We start from the raw sequence: 21,620 nt of genomic DNA on the forward strand, positions 1-21,620 counted from the left end.
TCTCTCAAGCTCGCGGCCGACGGCCGCCGACATAGGCGATTGCGCCGAGCGTCGCCAAAATCACCAGGAAGGAAAATACCGTCGTCACGGTGCCCAGTGCATAGAGCACCGGCGTCGTCACATTCGTCGTCATGCCGTAGATTTCGAGCGGCAGCGTGTTGAAGGTGCCCGAGGTCATCAGCGTGCGGGCGAACTCGTCATAGGACAGGGTGAAGCCGAACAGGCCGACGCCGATCAGGCTGGGCGCGATCATCGGCAGGACGACATGCGCGAAGGTCTGCCAGGAGGTCGCGCCCAAGTCCCGCGCGGCTTCCTCATAGGCCGGCGAAAACCGGTTGAAGACGGCGAACATGATCAGCACGCCGAAAGGCAAGGTCCAGGTCAGATGCGCCCCGAAGGCAGACGTGTACCAGGCGGGACGAAAGCCGATCTGCTGGAAGACGACGCCGATGCCGAGCGAGATGATGATCGACGGCACGACCAGGCTGGCGACGGCCAGATAGAACAGAGCGGTGGCGCCGCGAAATTTTTGCCGGAATGCCAGGCCGGCGAGCAGCGACACGACAACGGTGACGATCATCACCATCAGGCCAAGGATAAAGGAGCGTTTGAAGCTGCCGCCGAAATCACCGACCGCCTGGCGTTCGAACAGATTGGCGAACCAGTGCAGCGAAACGCCGTTCAGCGGAAAGGTCAGCCCGCCATTCTCGCCCTGGAAGGACAGGATCAGGATCGCCGAGAGCGGGCCGTAGAGAAACAGCACGAAAAGGGCGAAGAATGCCGCCAGCACGTAGAATTCAAGGGTGCGCTTGTCCCGGCTCATCGCCTCATAGCTCCTTGCGAATGTCGACGATGCGCAGGATGCCGGCGACCATCAGCAGCACCAGCACCAGCAGCACGACCGCGTTGGCGGCGGCTGCCGGATATTGCAGCAGCGACATCTGGTTCTTCATCATCAGCGCGACGGAGGCGCTCTGTCCGCCGGACATCACCTGCACCGTCGAAAAGTCGGCCATCACCAGCGTGACGACAAAGATGGTGCCGATCGCCATGCCGGGCTTGGCAAGCGGGATGACGACGTTCCACAACACCTGCCAGCCGGACGCGCCGGCGTCACGCGCGGCCTCAATCAGCGATTTGTCGATGCGCATCAGCGTGTTGAAGATCGGCGTCACCATGAACAGCGTGTAGAGATGCACCATGGCCAGCACCACGGCGAATTCGGAATAGAGCAGCCATTCGATCGGCCTCGGGATCAGCCCGATCTCAACCAGCGTCGAATTGACCAGCCCGTTGCGGCCAAGCACCGGAATCCACGAGATCATGCGTATGATGTTGGAGGTCAGGAACGGCACGGTGCAGACCAGGAACAGCACCATCTGCATGGCTGAGGTCCTGATATGGAAGGCGAGGAAATAGGCGACCCAGAAGCCGATGAACAGCGTCAGCGCCCAGACGATGGCGGCGTATTTCAGCGTGTTCAGATAGGTTTTCCAGGTGACCCACGAGCCGAGCGTGTCGGCGTAGTTGATGGTCAGGAAATCCGGGTACATCGCTGCGAAATCGTAATCCCAGAAGGAGACCACGGCGATCATCAGGATCGGAAGCAAAAGGAATGCGCCAAGGATCAGCGCCAGCGGCGCCGCCTGGAGGTAGGGGACGAAGCGGGCGACCGAGACGCGGCGGCGTTTGGCCGGTTTGGCCTTGATCATTCCAGGACGTTCGAGCACTGCTGTCATCAATATCTCGGTAGGCTGCGAGGCGGCCGGAGCTGCGTCCCTTCTCCCCTTGTGGGAGAAGGTGGATTGGCGCGCAGCGGCAAGACGGATGAGGGGTGTTGGAAGAAACTCAGCGTTGGCGATCCGTCCAACACCCCTCATCCGACCGAGCTTCGCTCGGCCACCTTCTCCCACAAGGTGAGAAGGCAAGAAGGCACTACGCCGCGATGAATTCGTTCCAGCGCCTCACCATGTAGCGGTCCTCGTCCATGACCGAGTTCCAGCAGGCGACCTTGCCCATGCGCTCGACGAAGGAGCCGCCGTCACGCACCGCGCCTGCCTTCTCCATGATCTTGCCGTCCGGCGCCATGATGTCGCCCTTGGCCGGCTTGCCGTCGACCCAGTAGCCCCATTCGTCCTCGGACATGAACTGCTTGGCCGTATCCATGGCGGCCGAGTAGTAGCCCTGGCGGTTGAGGTAGGCGCCGACCCAGCCGGACAGGTACCAGTTGATGTATTCGTAGGCGGCGTCGAGTTCGGCGCCCTTGAGGTGCGCCGCCAGGCCAAGGCCGCCGCCCCACGAGCGATAGCCTTCCTTGAGCGGCTGGTACTTGCAGGCGATGCCCTTGGAGCGCACCGCAGCGACGGCCGGCGACCACATCGACTGGATGACCACTTCGCCCGAAGCCATCAAATTGACGCTCTCATCGAACGATTTCCAGAACGCCCGGAACTGGCCGTCCTGCTTGGCCTTGATCAGGAAGTCGATCGTCTTGTCGATCTCCTCCGTGGTCATGTTGCCCTTGTCGGCATATTTGATGTTGCCCATGGCTTCCATGATCATCGCCGCATCCATGATGCCGATCGACGGGATGTTGAGGATGGCGGCCTTGCCCTTGAAGGCCGGATCCATGATGTCGGCCCAGGTGGTGATGTCGCGGCCGACAAGGTCGGGGCGGATGCCGAGCGTATCGGCGTTGTAGATGGTCGGAACCATCGTCATCCACTGGGTCGGCTGCTTGGCGAAGGTCTTGGCGTCCTGCGCCTCGACGAAGCCGACCGTATGCGGCGCGGTGCCCTGGGCGATGACGCTGTCGGGCGTCAGCTTGCCGGTGATGAACAGCGGCACGATCTTGTCGTAATATTTCAGCTTCTTGACGTCCATCGGCTGCATCACGCCGGACGGATACACCTTCTTGGCGATCCAGTATTCGATGTCGGCGATGTCGTAGCTGTCCGGCTGGGTCACCGCGCGCTGGGCGGCGGCGTCGGAATCGGTCGCGGTCATTTCCAGGGTGATGCCGAGGTCGGCCTTGCACTTGTCGGCAATGGCGTTGAGGTTCGACACGCCGGTGCCGAATTGGCGCAGCGTGATCGGGTTCTGCGCCCAGATCGTCGGGAAGCCGGTGATGGCACCCGAACCGGCGGCAAGACCGACGGCGGCAGCACCGGTCTTGAGCAGCGAGCGGCGGGAAATTCCTGTTTTCTTGTCGGTGGTGTTGGTCATGTCAGTTCCCCTGCTTTGATTGGTGGTTCTGGTTCAGGAATCGAGACGGCCAAGGACGATCGCGTCCTCGGCGTCCCAGGCGATCGGCACCGCGTCGCCGACGGCGACCGGCTTGGCGAAGAAGCTGGTGTCGTCGACGATGACGGTAAAATCCTCAATGCCGGCGCCATTGACCGAGAGTTTTACGGTCGAGCCGCGATACTCGACATTGGAGGCTATGCCGGTGAAGCCGAGCCCGGTGGCCGGCGGGTCGCCGATCCGCACGTGGTCGGTGCGAATGGCGATATCGATCGGCTCGCCGATCGCCCTGCCCTGCCCGCTGGCCGCAAGCGAGGCGCCACCCGGCACATCGAAGACAACCATGCCGTCGCGGCTGCCGCTGACGCGGCCGGAGACGACATTGTGATCGCCCATGAAACGGGCGACAAACGCAGTGGCCGGCCGCTCGAAGACGGTACGTGGATGCGCCGCCTGCTCGATGCGGCCGTCATTCATGACCACGATCAGGTCGGCGAGCGCCATCGCCTCCTCCTGGCTGTGGGTGACGTGGACGAAAGTGATGCCGAGCGAGGTCTGCAGCTTCTTCAATTCCGCCCGCATGCGGATCTTCAGGAATGAATCGAGTGCCGATAGCGGCTCGTCGAGCAGCAGCGCTTCGGGGTCGGTGATCAGCGCGCGGGCCAGAGCGACGCGTTGCTGCTGTCCGCCCGAAAGCTGCGCCGGGCGGCGGCCGGCGTAGCCCTCCATCTGCATCAGCTTCAGCATATCGAGCGCCCTGGCGCGGCGCTCTTCCTTGCCGACGCCCTTCATCTTGAGGCTGAACGCAACATTGTCGACCAGGTCGAGATGCGGAAACAGCGCGTAGGACTGGAACATCATGGCGGTGCCGCGCCTGGCCGGCGGCAAGTCGGTGACCACCGTGTTGCCGAGACGCACGTCGCCGCTCGATATGCTTTCATGCCCGGCAATCATGCGCAGCGTCGAGGTCTTGCCGCAGCCGGACGGCCCGAGCAGGCAGCAATAGGTTCCCGCGGGGATTTTCAAGCTGATGTCTTCCACGGCGGTCGTAGCGCCATAGATCTTCGAAACGGACACGATGTCGATTTCGGCGGCTTTGGACATCCGGCTTCCTCTCTAAATCAACTTAAGCAAAGCATCATGCATGCCAGTTGCCCTAGATCGGCCTCAAACGATTGATTCCTTGGGAAAATCAGAATTGCCTCCGGCTGCCCCTCGAAATGGCATGCCTACGAATGCACAAATTATAGGCGATCGCCGGCGATTCCCGCAAAAATCGTATGCAATCTTTTCCGGCATCGTATTCACTTTGCCCTCGTGCAAGCGACCCGATTCAGGTTAGAAAGGCGCAGGGACCACCACCATGAATATAGCCGACCAGACTTTCCCTGCTGTCGACAGTGCCAACGAGGATCGCGCCCAGGCGATCCGCGACCAGTTGCGTGACGCGATCGTCGACCGCCGGCTGGCGCCCGGGACCAAGCTGTCGGAAGGCGAGGTCGGCACTTTATTCGATGTCAGCCGCACCGTGGCGCGCGCGGCGCTGCAGATGCTCTCCTTCGAAGGCCTGGTGCGGACCGAGCGCAATCGCGGCGCCTTCGTCGCCAACCCGTCGCCGGAGGAAGCGCGTCAGGTCTTCGCTTCGCGCCGGCTCATCGAGCCCGGCATCGCGATTGCCGCAGCCGGGCGGATGACGCCGGACCATGTCGCTGCCTTCAAGGCGCAGCTCGATGAAGAGGGCCGCTTCATTGCCGAACGCGGACCAAATGCAAGACGCTCGGAAATCAAGGCTTCGGGCGATTTTCACCTGCTGCTGGCTTCGGTTGCCGGAAACGCGATCCTCCAGCGCTTCATGGAAGAACTGGTGGCGCGGTCATCGCTGGTGATCGCGCTCTATGGCCGCTCGGGCGTCTCGAGCTGCGGCCATAGCGAGCACATGAACATCCTGGAGGCGCTGGAAAATGGCAATTCCGAACGCGCCAGCGCCCTGATGCTGCACCACATCGACCATATCGAGGCCGACCTCGATCTCCGCGTCAGGAGCGGTCCGGCGCTCAGGCAGGCGCTCGAATTCTGACGCTCATTTCGACCGAGGTGCGAAAGCCGCGCCCCTCAAAGCCGTTGGGCTCGGACCTTCAGGATCTGGTACAGCAAATCGCGGATGCGCCGCAGCCTCATCGACCATTTCTGGCTCATCTGCTTTCCAGTTCTGTTCGCCGACCGCTACGTCTCAAAAAGCTTGGGCCGCCATGGCCATTCCAACCAGCGAGGTGGCGAACCCCGCAGTGTGGACCCTCGTCGGCCAACGAGCCAGCTTGACAGCGGACAGAATGCCGATCGCATGCAGCATCGACGTGGCGAGCACGAAGCCAGCGGCGTAGGCGATGCTGTCGGCGTTCCCGGGGATCTCGAGGCCGTGGGCGTTGCCGTGGAAGAGGCCGAACAGGGCCGTCAGCGCCGCGGCGGCGGCCAGCGGCAGCGGCTTGGCGAGGCCGACCATCGCGCCGAAGACCACAAGCGACAGCGCGATGCCGGTTTCAAGCGAAGGCAGGCCGATGCCGGCCATGCCAAGCAAGGCCCCTGCGACCATGGCCGAGACAAAGACCAGCGTCACAAGGACAATGCTGCGCCCGCCGGCACGGGCGCCGATGATGCCGACTGCGACCATTGCGAGCAGATGGTCCATGCCGAGGAGCGGATGTTGGAGGCCGGCGAAAAAGCCGTGGACGTGAGCGCCGCCGCTATGGGCAAACGCCAGCGACGGTGTGAGGGCGGCGAGAGCTGAAAGGATGCCAAGTCTTGCCATTGTTTTCATGCTTGCAAATGTTTTCATGGTTGTACCTGCTCGATGAGAGTGACGGGTTCTGGTTTCAGTGCCCGGGAACGGTGAATTGCGAAGCGGCGGAACGGTCCGCAAGGGCGCGCGCCGCGGCGAAGCCGAGCGGCTTTTGCTCAGCGCCATCGTGATAGATGAAAGCGAGGCGGCGGCGGTGCGATGTCAGGCGCGCCGGCAGCGGGTGATAGGCGACGCCGGTGCCGCCGACGAGCGGCATGACCGCGCCGACGTCAACCAGATCCTCGGTTTCGACGCGCAAGAGATGAAGCCGCACGCCGTCGGCCCTCTCGCCGACAAAGGGTATGCCGGCCAGACGCAGAAAGCTGGATGGGTCCGGCGCCCGCGCAAAGCCTTCGAGGAAGGCGGTTTCGACAAGGTCGAGGTCGACCGATGCGGGATCGACCGGCAGCTTGTGAGCCTGATCCGGCAGATGCGGCGTCTGCCATTGCAGCGGCTTGCCAGCGGGCCCATTGTGGCCGGGGGCGTGCGGATGGTCATGATGACCGTTCGGCCCGTGATGATTGTGGCCGCCGTCATGGCCATGATTGTGGTGGTGATGATCGTCGTGCATGGTCAAAAACTCACCGGTTTGTCGATGATCGATTTGTGCTTGCCGAGATTGCCGTGGGCGACCATCGAGCCAAGCGCCTCGACGACGACGCGCACGCCGAACAGCGCGGTGATGTCCGACGTGTCGTAGGGCGGCGAGACCTCGACCACTTCCAGGCCGCAAATGCCAGGCGCCGTCACCAGCCCAAGCAGCTTGAGCGCCTCGCGCGGCAGGAATCCGCCCGGCTCAGGCCAGCCTGTGCCGGGCACGAAACCGCAATCGAGGCTGTCGACGTCGAAAGAGATGTAGACGGCGTCGGTGTCCTTCCATGCGAGTTCGAGCGCGATTTCCGCCGCCTTCTCGAGTCCCATCTGCTCAATGTCGGCAATGGTCAGCACGTTGGTGCCGCGCTTCCTCGCCTCGGCGACGCCGTAGCGGGGAACCTGCCAGCCGCCGATGCCGAGCTGCACGAGATTGGTCGCCGAGACATTCGGCAGGTTGGTCGCCCAGAACCAGGGCGTGGTGTGCATGCGCTCGTCGAGATCCTTTTCCTGGATGTCGATATGGCGGTCGAAATGGATGATGCCGATGCGCTTCGAGGTCACGTCGGCGATGCCGCGCACGCAAGGAAATCCGATCGAATGGTCGCCGCCCAGCATGATCGGCAGCGCGCCCGACGAGGCGACATGGCTGACGCCCTTGGTGATCTGGTCAAAACTCTTTTCGAGGTTGGCGGGAATGGTGAAGACGTCGCCGGCGTCGCACAGCGTCATCTGCTCGCGCAAATCGACGCCGAGCTCATAGTTGTACGGCGTGTACAGCGCCGAGATGCGGCGAATGCCTTGCGGCCCGAAGCGGGTTCCCGGCCGGTAAGTGGTGCCGCTGTCGAAAGGAATGCCGATGACGGCAGCATCATATTTGCCGACATCGCGGACGTTCTCGACATAGGGCGCCTTGAGAAAGGTGTTGATGCCGGCGAAATGCGGCAGCTCGCCGCGCGCGAATGTCGGGATCGACTTGTCGACGATCGACTCCGATCCCGGCAGGCCCATGTCGAGCGCCCATTGCTGCTCCTTGCGCCAGCCGCTTTCCGGCAGCTTGCCCTCGGCCTCGATCGATTTCCAGCCCTGCGTGCCGCGGGCGTCGAAATCGGGATGGTGAAAGCGTTCCCTGGCCGCCCGGGCGACGAGCCCTGCACGGCGGTGGCTGCGTTCGGGGATATTTCTGGACATTCAAACTCTCCGTTACGACGCCGTCGTCGCCATTGCTGTTTCCGGGCGGGTCGTCCCGACCATCGCGGCCACCTTGGCCAAGTGATGAGAGGAAGCCCGGGTCTTGCGATCGAGCTTCAGATCGTAGGTGATCGTCGCGCCGTAAGCGGACGGGAACTGCGGATCGTGGCGCAGCTTGTCGAAGACCAGCACGCGGGTGCCGAGCTTGAAGGCCTCTTCGATGTCGTGGGTGACCATCACCACCGTCATGCCGTGCTCGGTCCAGAGCTCGGTCAGCAGGTCGTGCATCTCGACGCGGATGCCGGGATCGAGCGCACCGAACGGTTCGTCGAGTAGCAGGATCTGCGGACGGCCGAGCAAGGTCTGCGCAATCGCCAGCCGCTGCTGCATGCCGCCGGAGAGCGATGCCGGATAGAGGTCGCGCGCATGGGCAAGGCCAACCCGCGCCAGCATGGCCTCGGCCTGTTGCCTGGCGTTTCTGCGCCTGGCGCCGAAGACGCGGCCAAACGGCCCGCCCGAGCGAAAGTCTTCGACCAGCAGCAGGTTCTGCATGGCGGTCAGATGCGGAAACACCGAATAGCGCTGAAAGACGATGCCGCGCTGCGGCGTCGGCTCGGGCACGATCGGGCCATCGCCGACGATGACGACACCGCTGCTCTGCTGCTCCTGGCCGAGCAGAATGCGCAGGAACGTCGATTTTCCGCAGCCGCTGGCGCCGACCAGCGACAGGAATTCGCCGGCTTCGGCGGTGACGTTGACCCGCTCGAGCACGCGGGCATCGCCATAAGACTTTTCCAGCCCGTGAACGACGATGCGGCTCATCTGGCCTCCACCGGATGCGCCCAAGGGGAGATTGCCCGCGACAGCCGCACCAGCAGCCAGTCGGTGATGACGGCAAGCAGCGTGATCCAGGCGACATAGGGCAGGATGACGTCCATCGAGAGATAGCGGCGAACGAGGAAGATGCGGTAACCCAGGCCTTCGGTCGAGGCGATGGCTTCGGCGGCGATCAGGAACAGCCAGGCCGGCCCGAGCGCCAGCCGCACGCAAGTGATGAGGCGCGGCATGATCTGCGGCAGCACCAGCCGCAAGACCGTGGTCCAGCTGTTGCCGCCAAGCGTCTGCGCCTTGGCCACCAACTCTGGTGGCAACTCCACCACCCGGTTGGCGATGTCGCGCACCATCACCGGCGCGACGCCAAGAGCAATCAGCGTGATCTTGGCCGTTTCGCCGAGGCCGAGCGCGATGAACAGGATCGGCAGCAACGCCAGCGGAGGGATGACGCAAACGACGGTGACGAAGGGCAGCAGGAAGGCCCGCACCCGCGGGATGAAGCCGATGGCAATGCCGAGCGAAAGCGCGGCGACCGTCGCCACGCCCACGCCCGCAAACAGCCTGAGGAGGCTGGCATAGGTGTCGACCCATAGGATGAGGTCGCCGGAGCGCTTGTCAGGCACCGTGGCAAGGTCAAGAAAGGCCGACCACATCTGTGGCGGCGAAGGCAGCAGCTTGTCGCTGGGATTGACCCCCAGCCGTTGCGCCGAGGCGATCAGATAGGCAATCGCCACAAACAGGAACGGCAAGCCGCCGAGAAACAAGGCGCCGCCGCGCGAAACCTTCGCATTGATCATACGAAGGCGCACCCTCGGCCTTGGCCGGGAAGGGCGCGCAATGCCCTCACCGCCCGTCGCGGAGGCTTCATCCCTGGCGCTTATTCCCTTGGCCAGCATGTCGGGTCAGGGCGTTGCGGTTGCCGCCTCGGCCATGAAGGCTGGATCGAAACGAAGCTTGACGTTGTTGGCGTCGCCCAGCGTCGATCCGTCGGCAAAGCTCATGCCGACCACGTCGACGCTCGTCGCGTTGGTGCCAAGAATGCCATGGCTGAACAGGAAGTTGCGGACCAGATCCATCGTCTTCGGCAATTCGGCGCCGTTGGCGAAGTCGACCGCCTTGGCAGGATCGTAGAACATTGCCGTCGAGGCAAGCTGCGCGTCGAAGCCGGCGAGGTCGGTGCCGGATGCCCTGGCCATCTCCTCCTTGGCTGCCTTGCCTTCCGGCGTGTCAGAGTTCATCAGTTCCATCACCTCGTACCATGCGCCGACAAGCGCCTTGCCCAATGCCGGATTGTCCTTAAGCGTCTCGGTGTTGACGACCATCATGTCGATGATCTCACCGGGAATCTGCGCGGAATCGAAAACCTTGTGCGCACCCGGCATGGCGACGATCTCGGAAACCAGCGGGTTCCAGGTAACGACCGAGGTGACGTCGCTGGTGCCATAGGCCGCGACCATGTCGGCGTCGGACGTGTTGACGACGGTAATGTCCTTCTCGGCGAGCTTGACCGTGTCCAGCGCCCGCGCCAGCAGGTAATGCGAGACGGAGAGCTCGACGAGGTTGACCTTCTGGCCGGCAATGTCGGCGAGCGCTGCCTTGTCCTTGAGGATCACCGCATCATTGCCGTTGGAGAAGTCGCCGATGATCAAGGCGGTGGTGTCGACGCCGCCGCCAGCGGGGATCGACAGCGCGTCCATGTTGGTCATCGAACAGCCGTCGAAACCGCCGGCGGTGTACTGGTTGATGCTTTCGACATAGTCGTTGATGCGGGTGATCTCGACATTGATGCCGTTTTTGTCGGCCCATTTCTTCATGATGCCGCTGTCGGAGAGATAGCCCCACGGCATCCAGCCGACATAGATCGACCAGCATATCTTGAAGTCTTTCTTGGGCGCCGCGCCGGCGGCGGAAACGATGGGAAGGCTGAGTGATGCGGCTAGGATGATTGCGGCCAGCTTGCGAAGCATTGCGTACCCCTGTTCGCGATCCGGATTGCGACCGGAATTAATGTTGGGGTTTGCGAGCGCGTATCCGGGAGAGGTTCGCGCCAGCAAACCCGTGCAGGGTTCTCCCGGGATTTTGGCCCGCCGTGTTCCGCCGGATGCCTCAGTGCATCCCTGGCGGTCGCATCTCTTGGACCAGCACCGCTTTGTCGCGGCCGGAACCCTAGACGCTCTGCACACCATCTACGAAGCAAGGAGCATGCCAAAGCCGAATTATGCCAAATGCCCGGCATTTGTGGAACTGTGCGGCTTCGAGATTTGCCCGAGTGACGCGAAAATCATCGCATCGCCGACGGATTGGGCAGTTTGCCTGATTGCTGCTAGGGGTCACCTCACGTCATTCCCCCAAAACACACGGCCCCGAGATTGCTTGGTTTTCTCGTCCAGTTGTGCGGGACTGGACTTGATGCCGTTAGCAACTCCCCTTCCCTGCCCCCAACACCCGGGTCCTCTCTGGGAGGCATACGGGCGCCGGATCCACCCGTGAGCGGACAGCCCGCTCCTACCTGCTCTTTTGCTCGATGCAATACGCCTTGTTCTGCTCGAACAATCGTTGGTCCGGATACCGCGCGAGGCCCTTGTCGTAGATCGCAATCGCCCCGTCCCAGTCCTTCTTTTCTATGAACCTCCTCGCCCACCGGTCGTACGCGAACACTGCGAGCCTCTCCACGTCCGCCTCCCCTTCCGCGAGGTCCTTCAGCCTCTCGAGCACAGCGAGCGCCTCCTCGTGTTTGTTGTCCCGCACGAGAGCGTTCACATTGTTGTTCAGGTAGTTCTTAGACGATCGCGCTACGTTCTGCAGGCCCGGGAACCTCTGCTTCAACGCTCGCAGAACTTCCACGGCCTTGTCCGGCCCCTGCCCAGCGGCCACTTCCTTCGCCCATTCTTGCGCGAACCACCCGATGTTCCCCTGAAGCTTTTCCATCGCGGGGAACCGCCCGAGACCCGCCTCGTAGACGTCTGCCGCCTTCTCCCACTGGCCGTCCTGCATGTAACGCTTGGCCCAGCCGTCGTATGCCGCGAAGTAGAGCTCCTGCGCCTCGTTTCCCGGCAGAAACTCCTTCCCTTGGTCCACGGCCGCGAGCGCGGCCTCGAACTTCGCGTTTCCAATCGAGTCATGGACTACACGGGCCACCCCTTGGCCGCCGGACTTCCCGATGGACTCGACTCCAGGGAACTTCGCCGCGAGGGCCTTCGCGACCGCGGCGGCCGCCGGGGCTCCGCCCTTCGTGTAGGCGGCTTTCGTCCACTCCTGGCCCAGGTACGCGACGTTCTGCTGGAGCATGCCCGCCTCGGGATATCGCGCGAGCGCCTTCAGGTACACGTCCGCGGCCTCCTCCCACGCGCCGGCCTCCATGCGCTTCCTCGCCCAGAAGTCGTACACGTACAGGTACGTCTGCTCCGCGTCGCTATCCTCCAGCAACTGCCGCCCTTTCTCCAGGGCCGCGAGCGCCTCCTCGTACTTCCCCTCCTCGACGCGCGCGTTTACGGCCCATTGCAGTTCATTCCCGCCACTCTTCGACAGGCCCGTCAGCCCCGGAAACCGCTCCGCCATCGACTTCATCACCTCGGCCGCCGCGTCCGCGCCGCCCTTCGCGTAGGCGGCTTTCGTCCACTCCTGCGCAAGATACGCCACGTTGGCCTTGAACAGCCCCTCGCCCGGGTACGCCGCGAACCCCTTCACGTACACATCCGCCGCCATTTCCCACCGACCGTCCTTCATGTGGCGCTTCGCCCAGTCGTCGTAGACGTAAAGCGACGCCTCGCGGACGCCCGCTGTGTCTTTCATCAAATCCTTGGCCCCCTGGATCGCCGCGAGCGCCTCCTCGAACTTCCCCGCGTCGGCCAACCCGAACGCCATCCGGCGTACGTGGCTGTCCGCCGCCGAAGTCACGTGCTCGTTGCCGGGGAAGCGCGCCACGAAACCGCGCAGTGCCCCAAGGGCCCTCGCCTCACCCTCCTTCTTGGCCAGCGCGGCGGACCACTCCTGCCCGAAGTAGCCGAGCCACTTCTCGAGCTCCTTGCGCGGCTCGCCCGCGAGCGCCTCGAAGCCCGGCACGGCCGCCGCGAGCGCGTCCTCCCACCGGCCCTCCCGCATCCGTATGTCCGCCGGCCGGATGTACACGAGCGATTGCATCCCCTCGAACCCCCCGCTGGGCACCGCGGCGGCCGCTCGCTCGAGGATGGCGAGCGCCTCGGACGGCTTGCCGGCGTCCACCGCGCTGAGCGCCCACTGGCTCCAAACAGCCGAATGGTTATTGACGAGCGCCGCGTCCTTCGGCGCCAGCGCGAGGCCGGTCGTCACGACTTCCAGGGCGTCCTGGAACTTGCTGTCGCGCGAAAGCTCCGCTCCCCAGTTCGCGAGCACGGCCAGCGCGTTCTTCACCGCCGAGCCGAACTCGGGGTCGAGGCTCATCGCCCGGAAATTCGCCACGAGCGCCTCGTGGTAGCGCTTCGCCTCCGAGAGCAACACGCCCTGGTTGTAGTAGATGATCGCCGCCAGCCCCGCCTCCTCGACCTCTCGGCGCTGGTCGCGGTGCGCGTCGGGGATGTAGCGGAAGCCCGTCATCTGCTCGAACTTGGCGATGGCGGCCTTGTCCCTAGCGGGGTTGAACCCCTTGGCGTTCGTTGTCTCCACGTCCATGTGCCGCGTGCCGTCGTAGAGGATCGAGAACGCGTGGTCGGGCACCTCGATCGCGCGCACGTCCAGCCCGAGCCGCAGCGCGAGCACGTTGTAGAGCACGGCGGACGACACGCAATTGAACGTACCCGTGTCGAAGATCACCGAGAGGCCGGTCTGGCGCGCCACGTAGCCCTTCGAAATCGGGCCCTTGTGGAGCCACTCGAGGAGCGCCTCGCCCTTGGCCGCGGGAGTGCGCGTGTTCGCCACCGCCGCGCGGGCCTGCTGCTCCAACGCGTCCAGGCGCTTCAGGTACTCCTTCCTTTTTCCCGCGTCGACTACGCCCGACGCCAGCAGCGCGGCCTCGGCGAACTCCACGGGCGTCAAGCGCCCCGCCTTCGCCTTCGCGAACATCGCCTTCTCGTCGTCGGAGACCGCCAGCTTGAGCGACGTCGTCTTCTCGAGGCGCGTGAGCACGTCGAAGGCCTTCGCCGGAGACTCGGCGAACGCGTAGTGGCTCTTCGGCTCACCCTCCCGACCGATAACCTCCACTTCCGCTGCCGCTACCTTGCGCGCCCCGGGCTGCGGCGCGAGCCGCACGATGATCCAGCGCGCCGCGGTGGTGGGGAACTCGAACGTCTGCGGCTTGCCCTCCGCCGCAAGCGGGTCAGTGCGAAGGGACCGGAACCCGGCGTGCGCCGACGCCGTCGAGACGAGGATCTCCACGCGAACTGCCGCACTGCCCGAGCCCTCCGGCAGCGTGACCCTGATCCCCTCCGGCGCCACAACGCCTCCACCGAACGTGAACGTGACGTCCAGCGGTGTGGCTTCCGTCGCGTCGATCTCCGCGACCGTCTTCGCGTCGCCGTCTGTCAACCGCGCGATCGCAGTCACGTCGGCGGGAGAAGTGGTCGATTCGACCTTCGCCGAGGTGAGCCGCAGCAGGTTCAACGGTTCTTCGTCGACGGCGAACCCAGCCCGCGCCTCCAGGAGAATCGCGGCCACGGTGAGGCCGGCGAGCGCAGTTGATCGAAGCGACTTCCACTTCATGGCCTATCCTCCACATGGCTCACACCCTCCGGGATTCCTTGCGGGATTATCCCATCGTCAGAAGCGCTGCCGAGAGCATCCTGATGTCTAGGCCATGGCCTGCTCGGCGTGACCGTTGTCATCACCGGATGAGAGATTACTGACCGCAGCTCAAGGCATCACACGGTCCAATTCGGTCCCGTCGGCGAGCCAGGTGAGCCGGCCGCCGCGCATTCCGTGCTCCACCCGTATTTCCAGCATCACCCTCCCCTCGGGCGGCCGAACCCAGGTATTCCCGCGCGAAAACGTCAACCTGGATATGTAGCCATCGGGCAGGTTCATAGTCTCGAACGTGCGCGAGACGAGGTCGAAAATCACTTCCGTGCTGTAGCCATCGAGCGCGTCCAGCGTGAACCATGTCCCGTCCACCCCGTCATGGCGTCCACCTCCAATGGACGACACGGAGATATCGTGCGCGGTGATGCTGAATTCCCGCCACAGCGTCGGGTCGCCCCCGTCGACGGCATGAGCCCTGCCGCCTTGGGGATCGAGCACGATCTCGCGGAAGGGATGGCTGACTGGAAAGGTGGAAACGAGCCGGTCGATCACGTCGCGTAGGTTGGCGGGCGTCCACCAATCCACCGACGGGCGTCGGCCGGGGGGAAGGATAACCCGAAGAATCTCGCCGGCAGGGCTTGCTACGACCTGCCATGCCTCGCCCTCGGTCCGGGTGATCCAGTTTCCCTGCTTCGCAGGATCGCCGACGGTGAGCGTCCAGACAAGCTGTGGCGTGCCGATGCTGGTGATCGGACGGTTCGCCACTATCTTCAGCACCCGCATGCCGGGCTCGTTCACCTTCTCCAGCGCCGCCGCCTTGAGCGCGGGCAGCATTGCGAAGTCGATATCGGTGAAGGCGAACACATCCTCGGTCGGCGGCCGCATCGTCGCAGGCATCTCCATGATCGGCGCGTTCACGCTGAGGCCGTTCAGCGTCCAGCGCATGCCCGTCGTCTGGCTGCGGCTCTGCGGGTCCATGTAGCTCACGTCGATGTCTCGCGGCTCGATCTCGACCCGAAGGATGCTGCGGTGGTTGCCGAAGAAGGCGAGATCCTGCGCCGCCATCGGCAGATGCCAGTCATCCCGCGCCATGTCGAGGCCGCGGGCGCGAAAGGTGCCCAAGACATCGGCCGTGTGGATGCTGCCGTCCATGTTGAGGTAAACGTAGGAGCTTTCGCGCCCGGTGTCCCAGTGGACCATGATCCGCGCCTCGCCCACGCGGGTGCCGCCCACGAGCAGGAGTTGCCGCTCGATCCGAATGGACTGCGGAAGTGCTGGCTCTTCAAGCATGGCGCGGGGCGAGATCCGGTCGATCAGTGCGGGCAGGTCGTCGAGCGGCAGGCCTTCGAGTGGAAAAAGGACGGTTGTCGGGTCGAGCGTCGCGACGAGCGGCTGGGCGATCTCCGGGCCGCGGATCCGCGTCGTCATGCCCATGAAAAAGCCGCGGCCGCGTATCCAGGTCCACTTGTCGAGATGATGGGGGCGCGCGCCCTGCACATGCACGGTCATCTCGGAGCCCCGGATATCCACCAGCGCGACCCGCGGCTCGCGCCCGATGCGCTCGGCGATGGCTTTCAACGCCTCGGCGGCAAGGCCTGGAGTGTCGAACAGCGGGGTCGGAGCGGGGCGGTTCTGGGCGCTGGCGGGATGCGCGCCGAGAAGAAGGATGAAAAACAGGGCGACAAGCCGATGGAACAACCTGGCGTGCATCTGCTCCGGCATCGGTACTTTCCATTGCCTGATCCCAGCGTGGAGCTTAGCGCCTGTGGGGTTTGTTGACAACGACGGCAGCTCAAAACCCTGTGGTCGCCGCTGGCTTCGAGCACTGCCGCCGCCGATTTGAGATCGAAGACGGGCTCATGTTGGGGACCGATATTGCCACGTGGCATTCCACTACTCGTGAAGTTGCAACTGGCGCGCGCTGAGATAGAAATCTCTGTGCGGCGAGACGCCGGACAGCGCGACTGAGGCATCGATGACGGCTAAGACCAAATCCGACAGATTTCGCCGACTCTTGTCTCACGGCTTTTTTGCGCCTGAGCTGCCTCCGTGCTTCGTGTCCGATGATATAGCACGATTTTCGACGTCGCCCGTATAGGCGCGGAAAGCTTCAAGCAGTTGCTGCAGTCCCATGGGGCTCACGCCGGGATGGCGTGCCGCTAGGTCGACATCGAGGCGCGAAGCGGCCATTCGCTACACGCAAGACATAGGTCGCCTCGGGTCAAAACGGTATTCAGTTTCGGGTACCAAGCGTCAGGTTTTGACCACTAGGACGACATCCCGATCGGATCCGCCGCCGGCTTCAACGGGTCAACTGCAGCAAAGACGGCGCTCGCCTCGCTGACGATGGAGACGTGATCCTTGGCTGCTTGCCCTGCGGCGGCGCCGTCACCGCGCATGATTGCGGTAACGATGACGTCGTGTTCCTGCCAGGATTTGGCCAGGCGGCCCGGCAGCATGAATTGCGCGCGCCGGAACGGCGCCAGCCGGCTGCGTGTCATAACGGTCAGTTCATAGATGTGCTTGCTGTGCGCGCCGCGATAGAGCCGAGTGTGGAACTCGGTGTTGAAATACTCGTAGTCCTCCTCCGCACCCAATTGCACGAGGCGCGCCGATGCCTGGTGCTCGGATTCGAGCGCGCGGCGTTCACCGGCGGTCATGCGCTCGGCCGAGAACCGCGCGCAGATCGCTTCAAGCTCGGCCATGCTCTCGAACATCGAGGCAAGATGCTCCTGCGTCACTACGGCGACGGTGGCGCCGCGGTTGGGACGCCTTTCGACCAACCCCATTGCGCTCAGCCGGCCAAGCGCCTCCCTGACGGGGGTGCGCGACACATCGAAACGGGCAGCCAGCGAGGCCTCGTCGAGCTTTTCGCCGGGGCGCAGGAAGCCGGTGACGATCCGGTCACCGATCGCCCTCACCATCTGATCGACCGTCGTGCCCGACCTGATCAAGCTGCGCTTCCCCGACAATTCTCCTCCGTCCAGTCTTTTTCGCGGCCGTGCGGCAAGTGGTTCGCCGGAAGTTTCGACTCGGGCGGCCCTCTATGCCTTTATTTTAATCTAGATGTCAAACTGGCTAATTGAAAGGCAAAAAGTGCATGCAATTGCCTTTCGCTTGGGCACGGCAAATCGGCATGCCAACTGATTTAATTGGATAAAATCCAGGTTTTGAACTGGCACAGCGATTGCATGCACTTTTACGAGAAGGGAATCAATCGACCCGGAAAGGGTCCAACAGGGAGCATTCACATGACCGAGAGATTCATGCTTAGCCGCCGCGAGCTGCTCAAGACCTCCGCCGCCGGAGCGGCGCTCGGCCTGGCCTCGGCGTCATTCCCGATCAGCAGGGCATTCGCCGCTGCCGTCACTGTCGGCTTCATCTATGTCGGACCGAAGGACGACTACGGCTACAACCAGGCGCATGCCGAGGGTGCCGCCACATTGAAGGCCATCGAGGGCATTTCCGTGGTTGAGGAGGAGAACGTCCCCGAAACGGTCGATGTCCAGAAGTCGATGGAATCGATGATCAACCTCGACGGCGCCTCGCTGATCTTCCCGACCTCCTTCGGCTATTTCGATCCGCACATGCTGGCCATGTGCGCGAAATTCCCCGACGTGCAGTTCCGCCATTGCGGCGGCATGTGGAACAAGGACAAGCATCCGATGAATGCCGGTTCCTATTTCGGCTATATCGGCATGGGCCAGTATCTCAACGGCGTCGCCGCCGGCCACGCCACCAAGACCAAGAAGATCGGCTTCGTCGCGGCAAAGCCCATTCCGCAGGTCCTGCTCAACATCAACTCCTTCCTGCTCGGCGCACGCTCGGTCGACCCGGCAATCACCTGCCAGGTGATCTTCACCGGCGAATGGTCGCTGGCGGTCAAGGAGGCGGAGGCCACCAATGCACTGGTCGATCAGGGTGCCGACGTCATCACCTGCCATGTCGACAGCCCGAAAGTGGTGGTCGAAACGGCGGCGGGGCGCGGCGCCTTCATCTGCGGCTACCATGCCAATCAGAGCCCGCTGGCACCTGAAAAATACCTGACCGGTGCGGAATGGAACTGGGCGAAGGTCTACAAGATGTTCGTCGACGACCTCGTGGCCGGCAAGCCGCTGCCCAATTTCACGCGCGGCGGACTGGCCGACGGCTTCGTCAAGATGAGCCCGCTCGGCCCCGCCGTCAGCGAGGCGGCGCGCGCACAGTTCGACGGCACGCTCGCCGAAATGATGAAGGGCGGCTTTTCGGTGATCAAGGGGCCGTTGAAGAACAACAAGGGCGACGTCGTCGCAACCGAGGGCCAGACCTTCGTCGAAGCCGCGATCGAGCTGGAAAGCATGGACTATCTCGTCGAGGGTGTCGTCGGCTCGACCGCTTGAGCATGGATCGGAGACGGGGGCCATGGCAGACACCGTGAGCAGCGCGAGCGTGCCAGTGATGCTCGGCGCCAAAAGCTATCCGACGGCGCTCGAATGGATCGCCCGGCGGGCGGAAGCCCTCGTCATCCCGCTCGCGGCCCTGATTGTCGGCATGGCCCTGTTCAGCCTGTTCATCGCGCTGGTCGGCAAATCGCCGGCGCAGCTCTATGAAACGATGTGGCGCGGCGGCTTCGGCTCGTGGTTCTCGATCCAGAACTCGCTGTCGCGGGCGGCACCCTTGCTGCTTGCGGCGCTCTGCGTGGCGCTGCCGGCCCGGCTCGGCCTTGTCGTCATCGGCGGCGAAGGCGCGATCGTGCTGGGCGGCGTTGCCGCGGCTGCCATGGGCGTGGCCGCCAGCGGCGCCCCCGCCTTTTTCGTTATTCTTGTCATGGGCGTGGCGGGCCTGGCCGCCGGCGGCATCTGGATCGGTGCCGTCGGCGCGCTACGCCACTACCGTGCCGTCAACGAAACCATATCGAGCCTTTTGATGGCCTATATCGCCATCGCCCTGATGAACCATCTGGTGGAAGGACCGCTGCGCGATCCCGCCTCGCTCAACAAACCGTCGACCGAGCCGTTGGCCGAGGCCTACCGCATCGGCAACATTCCCGGCATAGACGTGCATTGGGGCCTGGTCGTCGGCATCATCGCCTGCATTCTGTCCTGGCTGCTGATCGAAAAGACCCGCTGGGGGTTCGCCGCCCGCATCGCTGGCGGCAATGTCAGGGCAGCCCAGGTGCAGGGACTTGCCGTTGGACCGCTGATTGTCGGTTTCACCGCGCTGGCCGGCGGCTTTGCCGGCCTTGCCGGCATGCTGGAAGTCGCCGCCGTGCAAGGCAGCGCCAACGCCTCGCTCGCCGCCGGCTATGGGTATACCGGTATCCTGGTCGCCTTCCTCGCCCGCCACAATCCGCTCGCCATCATCCCGGTCGCCTTCCTGCTTGGCGGCATCGACGCCTCCGGCGGGCTGATCCAGCGCCGCATGGACCTGCCCGACGCCACCGTGCTGGTGCTGCAGGGCATGCTCTTCGTCGTCATCCTGTTCAGCGAAACCTTCTACGGCCGCTTCAAGGCCTTCAATCCCGACCTCTGGCAGAGGGGCGATCTCTTGAAAAGGCCCGATCTCCTGAAGGGAACTGCCTGATGAACGCAACCGAGATCGGCCTCTGGGGCGTTCCGCTCGCCATGCTCGGCGGCGCCATCCGGGTGTCGACGCCCTTCATTTTCGTGTCGCTGGGCGAAGCCATCACCGAGCGTTCGGGGCGCATCAATCTCGGTCTCGAAGGCACACTGGTGTTCGGCGCGATGACCGCCTATGCCGTCGCGGTGATGACCGGCTCACCATGGCTCGGTCTGCTGGCCGCCGCAGCCGCCGGAATTTGTTTCGGCCTGTTCCACGGCTGGATCTGCAGATTCCGTGGCGTTAACGACATCGCCATCGGCATTGCGCTGATGCTGTTCGGCTCGGGTCTCGCCTTCTTCTTCGGCAAACCGTTCATCCAGCCCTCGGCGCCCGACCTGCCGGCCATCCCGTTTGGCGGCTGGTCCGATGTTCCGCAGGTGCAGGCGGCGCTCAACGTCAACGTGCTGTTCCTGATCGGTGCAGCACTTGCCGTGTTCCTGTGGTGGGCTTTCCGCAACACCCGGGCCGGCCTGATCCTGCGCGTGGTCGGCGACAGTTCCGACGCCGCGCGCGCCATGGGCCTCAACCCGAATACGGTGCGCCTCATCGCCACCGGCATCGGCGGCGCGCTGGCCGGAATCGGCGGCGCTTATCTGTCGCTCTACTATCCCGGCAGCTGGACCGAAGGCATTTCGTCGGGCCAGGGGCTGATGGCGGTGGCGCTGGTCATCTTCGCGCGCTGGAACCCGCTCGGCTGCTTTGCCGCCGCGCTGCTGTTCGGCGGGGCCGGCGCGCTGGGGCCGGCGCTGCAATCGGTCGGCGTCACGCAAGGCTACTATCTGTTCTACGCCGCACCCTACATTCTCACCCTCGTCATCATGATCGCCACCTCGTCGCCGAGCCGTTCGCTGGCCCGCGCACCGGGCGAACTGTCGATCACCAAATGACGTTTCCAGACTGGAGTTTTTCTCAATGAACGCCAGAGCCGAGATCACGCAGCGCTACATCGATGCCGATCCCTATCCATGGCCCTACAATGGCGAGCTTCGGCCCGACAACACGGCGCTGATCATCATCGACATGCAGACCGATTTCTGTGGGCCGGGCGGCTATGTCGATCATATGGGCTACGATCTCTCGCTGGTGCGGGCGCCGATCGAACCGATCAGATCGGTGCTGTCGGCCATGCGGGCGAAGGGCTACACCGTCATTCATACGCGAGAGGGCCACCGGCCCGATCTCGCCGACCTGCCGGCCAACAAGCGCTGGCGCTCGCGCCGCATCAATGCCGGCATCGGCGACCCCGGACCCTGCGGGCGCATCCTGGTGCGCGGCGAGCCGGGCTGGGACATCATCCCCGACCTCTATCCGGCCGAAGGCGAGCCGATCATCGACAAGCCGGGAAAGGGCTCGTTCTGCGCCACCGACCTGGAGCTGATCCTCAACCAGCGCGGCATCGAAAACATCGTGCTGACCGGCATCACCACCGACGTCTGCGTGCACACGACGATGCGCGAAGCCAACGACCGCGGCTTCGAATGCGTAATGCTGGAGGATTGCTGCGGGGCGACCGACTACGGCAACCATCTCGCTGCGATCAAGATGATTAAGATGCAAGGCGGCGTGTTCGGCGCGGTCTCCAATTCGGCGTCCTTCGTCGCCCAGTTGCCATGAG

18 protein-coding genes and 1 riboswitch are annotated in these 21,620 nt (G+C 63.9%); of the genes, 5 read left to right on the forward strand and 13 right to left on the reverse strand.

Features of this window, described 5'->3' with window-relative positions; all coding sequences use genetic code 11:
* Positions 1–4: 4 nt before the first annotated feature.
* From AC0L15_RS11520 to AC0L15_RS11535, 4 genes are all read right to left on the reverse strand, one after another.
* A complete protein-coding gene (locus AC0L15_RS11520; protein WP_128171910.1) occupies positions 5–823 on the reverse strand; it encodes an ABC transporter permease in 819 nt (272 codons plus the stop codon).
* A gap of 4 nt (positions 824–827) precedes the next feature.
* Positions 828–1,712 carry an ABC transporter permease gene (locus tag AC0L15_RS11525; RefSeq protein WP_287171755.1) on the reverse strand — a complete coding sequence of 295 codons (885 nt, stop codon included), beginning with the start codon at positions 1,710–1,712 and terminating at the stop codon, positions 828–830.
* Between the two features lie 223 nt (positions 1,713–1,935).
* A complete protein-coding gene (locus AC0L15_RS11530; protein ID WP_473496361.1) occupies positions 1,936–3,225 on the reverse strand; it encodes an ABC transporter substrate-binding protein in 1,290 nt (429 codons plus the stop codon).
* A gap of 33 nt (positions 3,226–3,258) precedes the next feature.
* Positions 3,259–4,347, reverse strand: a complete 1,089-nt coding sequence (locus AC0L15_RS11535) for an ABC transporter ATP-binding protein (protein WP_287245398.1) — start codon at positions 4,345–4,347, stop codon at positions 3,259–3,261.
* Positions 4,348–4,606: 259 nt separating this feature from the next.
* Between AC0L15_RS11535 and AC0L15_RS11540 the strand changes: the two genes are divergently transcribed.
* Entirely contained in the window at positions 4,607–5,320 is a 714-nt protein-coding gene (locus AC0L15_RS11540; protein WP_023800160.1) for a GntR family transcriptional regulator, read from the forward strand.
* A 153-nt stretch (positions 5,321–5,473) separates the two neighbouring features.
* Here the strand turns inward: AC0L15_RS11540 and AC0L15_RS11545 are convergent, their stop codons facing one another.
* From AC0L15_RS11545 to AC0L15_RS11585, 9 genes are all read right to left on the reverse strand, one after another.
* Positions 5,474–6,049, reverse strand: coding sequence for a HupE/UreJ family protein (locus AC0L15_RS11545; protein WP_473496362.1), 576 nt, complete (start codon positions 6,047–6,049; stop codon positions 5,474–5,476).
* Between the two features lie 64 nt (positions 6,050–6,113).
* Positions 6,114–6,650: a hypothetical protein gene (locus AC0L15_RS11550; protein ID WP_287232416.1), complete on the reverse strand. Its 537-nt coding sequence runs from the start codon at positions 6,648–6,650 to the stop codon at positions 6,114–6,116.
* A gap of 2 nt (positions 6,651–6,652) precedes the next feature.
* Entirely contained in the window at positions 6,653–7,861 is a 1,209-nt protein-coding gene (locus tag AC0L15_RS11555; RefSeq protein ID WP_287119717.1) for an agmatinase family protein, read from the reverse strand.
* A 12-nt stretch (positions 7,862–7,873) separates the two neighbouring features.
* Positions 7,874–8,683 carry an ABC transporter ATP-binding protein gene (locus tag AC0L15_RS11560; RefSeq protein ID WP_287245405.1) on the reverse strand — a complete coding sequence of 270 codons (810 nt, stop codon included), beginning with the start codon at positions 8,681–8,683 and terminating at the stop codon, positions 7,874–7,876.
* Positions 8,680–9,492: an ABC transporter permease gene (locus tag AC0L15_RS11565; RefSeq protein ID WP_287245407.1), complete on the reverse strand. Its 813-nt coding sequence runs from the start codon at positions 9,490–9,492 to the stop codon at positions 8,680–8,682. The genes AC0L15_RS11560 and AC0L15_RS11565 overlap by 4 nt, the downstream gene beginning before the upstream one ends.
* A gap of 105 nt (positions 9,493–9,597) precedes the next feature.
* Positions 9,598–10,662, reverse strand: coding sequence for a putative urea ABC transporter substrate-binding protein (locus AC0L15_RS11570; protein WP_287245411.1), 1,065 nt, complete (start codon positions 10,660–10,662; stop codon positions 9,598–9,600).
* Between the two features lie 99 nt (positions 10,663–10,761).
* Positions 10,762–10,876: riboswitch (guanidine-I (ykkC/yxkD leader) on the reverse strand.
* Positions 10,877–11,200: 324 nt separating this feature from the next.
* Positions 11,201–14,368, reverse strand: a complete 3,168-nt coding sequence (locus tag AC0L15_RS11575; RefSeq protein ID WP_473496363.1) for a hypothetical protein — start codon at positions 14,366–14,368, stop codon at positions 11,201–11,203.
* Positions 14,369–14,518: 150 nt separating this feature from the next.
* Positions 14,519–16,126 (reverse strand): hypothetical protein, encoded by a 1,608-nt coding sequence (locus AC0L15_RS11580; protein WP_473496364.1) that lies wholly within the window; start codon positions 16,124–16,126, stop codon positions 14,519–14,521.
* Positions 16,127–16,671: 545 nt separating this feature from the next.
* Positions 16,672–17,358 (reverse strand): GntR family transcriptional regulator, encoded by a 687-nt coding sequence (locus tag AC0L15_RS11585; protein ID WP_287245420.1) that lies wholly within the window; start codon positions 17,356–17,358, stop codon positions 16,672–16,674.
* Positions 17,359–17,655: 297 nt separating this feature from the next.
* Here AC0L15_RS11585 and AC0L15_RS11590 point away from each other — a divergent pair, with 297 nt between their 5' ends.
* The 4 genes from AC0L15_RS11590 to biuH are packed head-to-tail and all read left to right on the forward strand — an operon-like array spanning position 17,656 to position 21,619.
* Positions 17,656–18,783 (forward strand): BMP family ABC transporter substrate-binding protein, encoded by a 1,128-nt coding sequence (locus AC0L15_RS11590; RefSeq protein WP_287245423.1) that lies wholly within the window; start codon positions 17,656–17,658, stop codon positions 18,781–18,783.
* Positions 18,784–18,805: 22 nt separating this feature from the next.
* Positions 18,806–19,966, forward strand: coding sequence for an ABC transporter permease (locus AC0L15_RS11595; RefSeq protein WP_473496365.1), 1,161 nt, complete (start codon positions 18,806–18,808; stop codon positions 19,964–19,966).
* Positions 19,966–20,892, forward strand: a complete 927-nt coding sequence (locus AC0L15_RS11600) for an ABC transporter permease (protein ID WP_473496366.1) — start codon at positions 19,966–19,968, stop codon at positions 20,890–20,892. The genes AC0L15_RS11595 and AC0L15_RS11600 overlap by 1 nt, the downstream gene beginning before the upstream one ends.
* Before the next feature lie 25 nt (positions 20,893–20,917).
* Positions 20,918–21,619 (forward strand): biuret amidohydrolase, encoded by a 702-nt coding sequence (gene biuH, locus AC0L15_RS11605; protein WP_287119710.1) that lies wholly within the window; start codon positions 20,918–20,920, stop codon positions 21,617–21,619.
* Position 21,620 lies beyond the last annotated feature (1 nt).

This window comes from Mesorhizobium sp. WSM4846 (genome assembly GCF_055811415.1).

Coding starts and splice junctions, on each gene's coding strand:
- AC0L15_RS11520 (WP_128171910.1), bottom strand. CDS start 823: ATGAGCCGGGACAAGCGCACCCTTGAATTCTACGTGCTGGCGGCATTC.
- AC0L15_RS11525 (WP_287171755.1), bottom strand. CDS start 1,712: ATGATCAAGGCCAAACCGGCCAAACGCCGCCGCGTCTCGGTCGCCCGC.
- AC0L15_RS11530 (WP_473496361.1), bottom strand. CDS start 3,225: ATGACCAACACCACCGACAAGAAAACAGGAATTTCCCGCCGCTCGCTG.
- AC0L15_RS11535 (WP_287245398.1), bottom strand. CDS start 4,347: ATGTCCAAAGCCGCCGAAATCGACATCGTGTCCGTTTCGAAGATCTAT.
- AC0L15_RS11540 (WP_023800160.1), top strand. CDS start 4,607: ATGAATATAGCCGACCAGACTTTCCCTGCTGTCGACAGTGCCAACGAG.
- AC0L15_RS11545 (WP_473496362.1), bottom strand. CDS start 6,049: ATGGCAAGACTTGGCATCCTTTCAGCTCTCGCCGCCCTCACACCGTCG.
- AC0L15_RS11550 (WP_287232416.1), bottom strand. CDS start 6,650: ATGCACGACGATCATCACCACCACAATCATGGCCATGACGGCGGCCAC.
- AC0L15_RS11555 (WP_287119717.1), bottom strand. CDS start 7,861: ATGTCCAGAAATATCCCCGAACGCAGCCACCGCCGTGCAGGGCTCGTC.
- AC0L15_RS11560 (WP_287245405.1), bottom strand. CDS start 8,683: ATGAGCCGCATCGTCGTTCACGGGCTGGAAAAGTCTTATGGCGATGCC.
- AC0L15_RS11565 (WP_287245407.1), bottom strand. CDS start 9,492: ATGATCAATGCGAAGGTTTCGCGCGGCGGCGCCTTGTTTCTCGGCGGC.
- AC0L15_RS11570 (WP_287245411.1), bottom strand. CDS start 10,662: ATGCTTCGCAAGCTGGCCGCAATCATCCTAGCCGCATCACTCAGCCTT.
- AC0L15_RS11575 (WP_473496363.1), bottom strand. CDS start 14,368: ATGAAGTGGAAGTCGCTTCGATCAACTGCGCTCGCCGGCCTCACCGTG.
- AC0L15_RS11580 (WP_473496364.1), bottom strand. CDS start 16,126: ATGCCGGAGCAGATGCACGCCAGGTTGTTCCATCGGCTTGTCGCCCTG.
- AC0L15_RS11590 (WP_287245423.1), top strand. CDS start 17,656: ATGACCGAGAGATTCATGCTTAGCCGCCGCGAGCTGCTCAAGACCTCC.
- AC0L15_RS11595 (WP_473496365.1), top strand. CDS start 18,806: ATGGCAGACACCGTGAGCAGCGCGAGCGTGCCAGTGATGCTCGGCGCC.
- AC0L15_RS11600 (WP_473496366.1), top strand. CDS start 19,966: ATGAACGCAACCGAGATCGGCCTCTGGGGCGTTCCGCTCGCCATGCTC.
- biuH (WP_287119710.1), top strand. CDS start 20,918: ATGAACGCCAGAGCCGAGATCACGCAGCGCTACATCGATGCCGATCCC.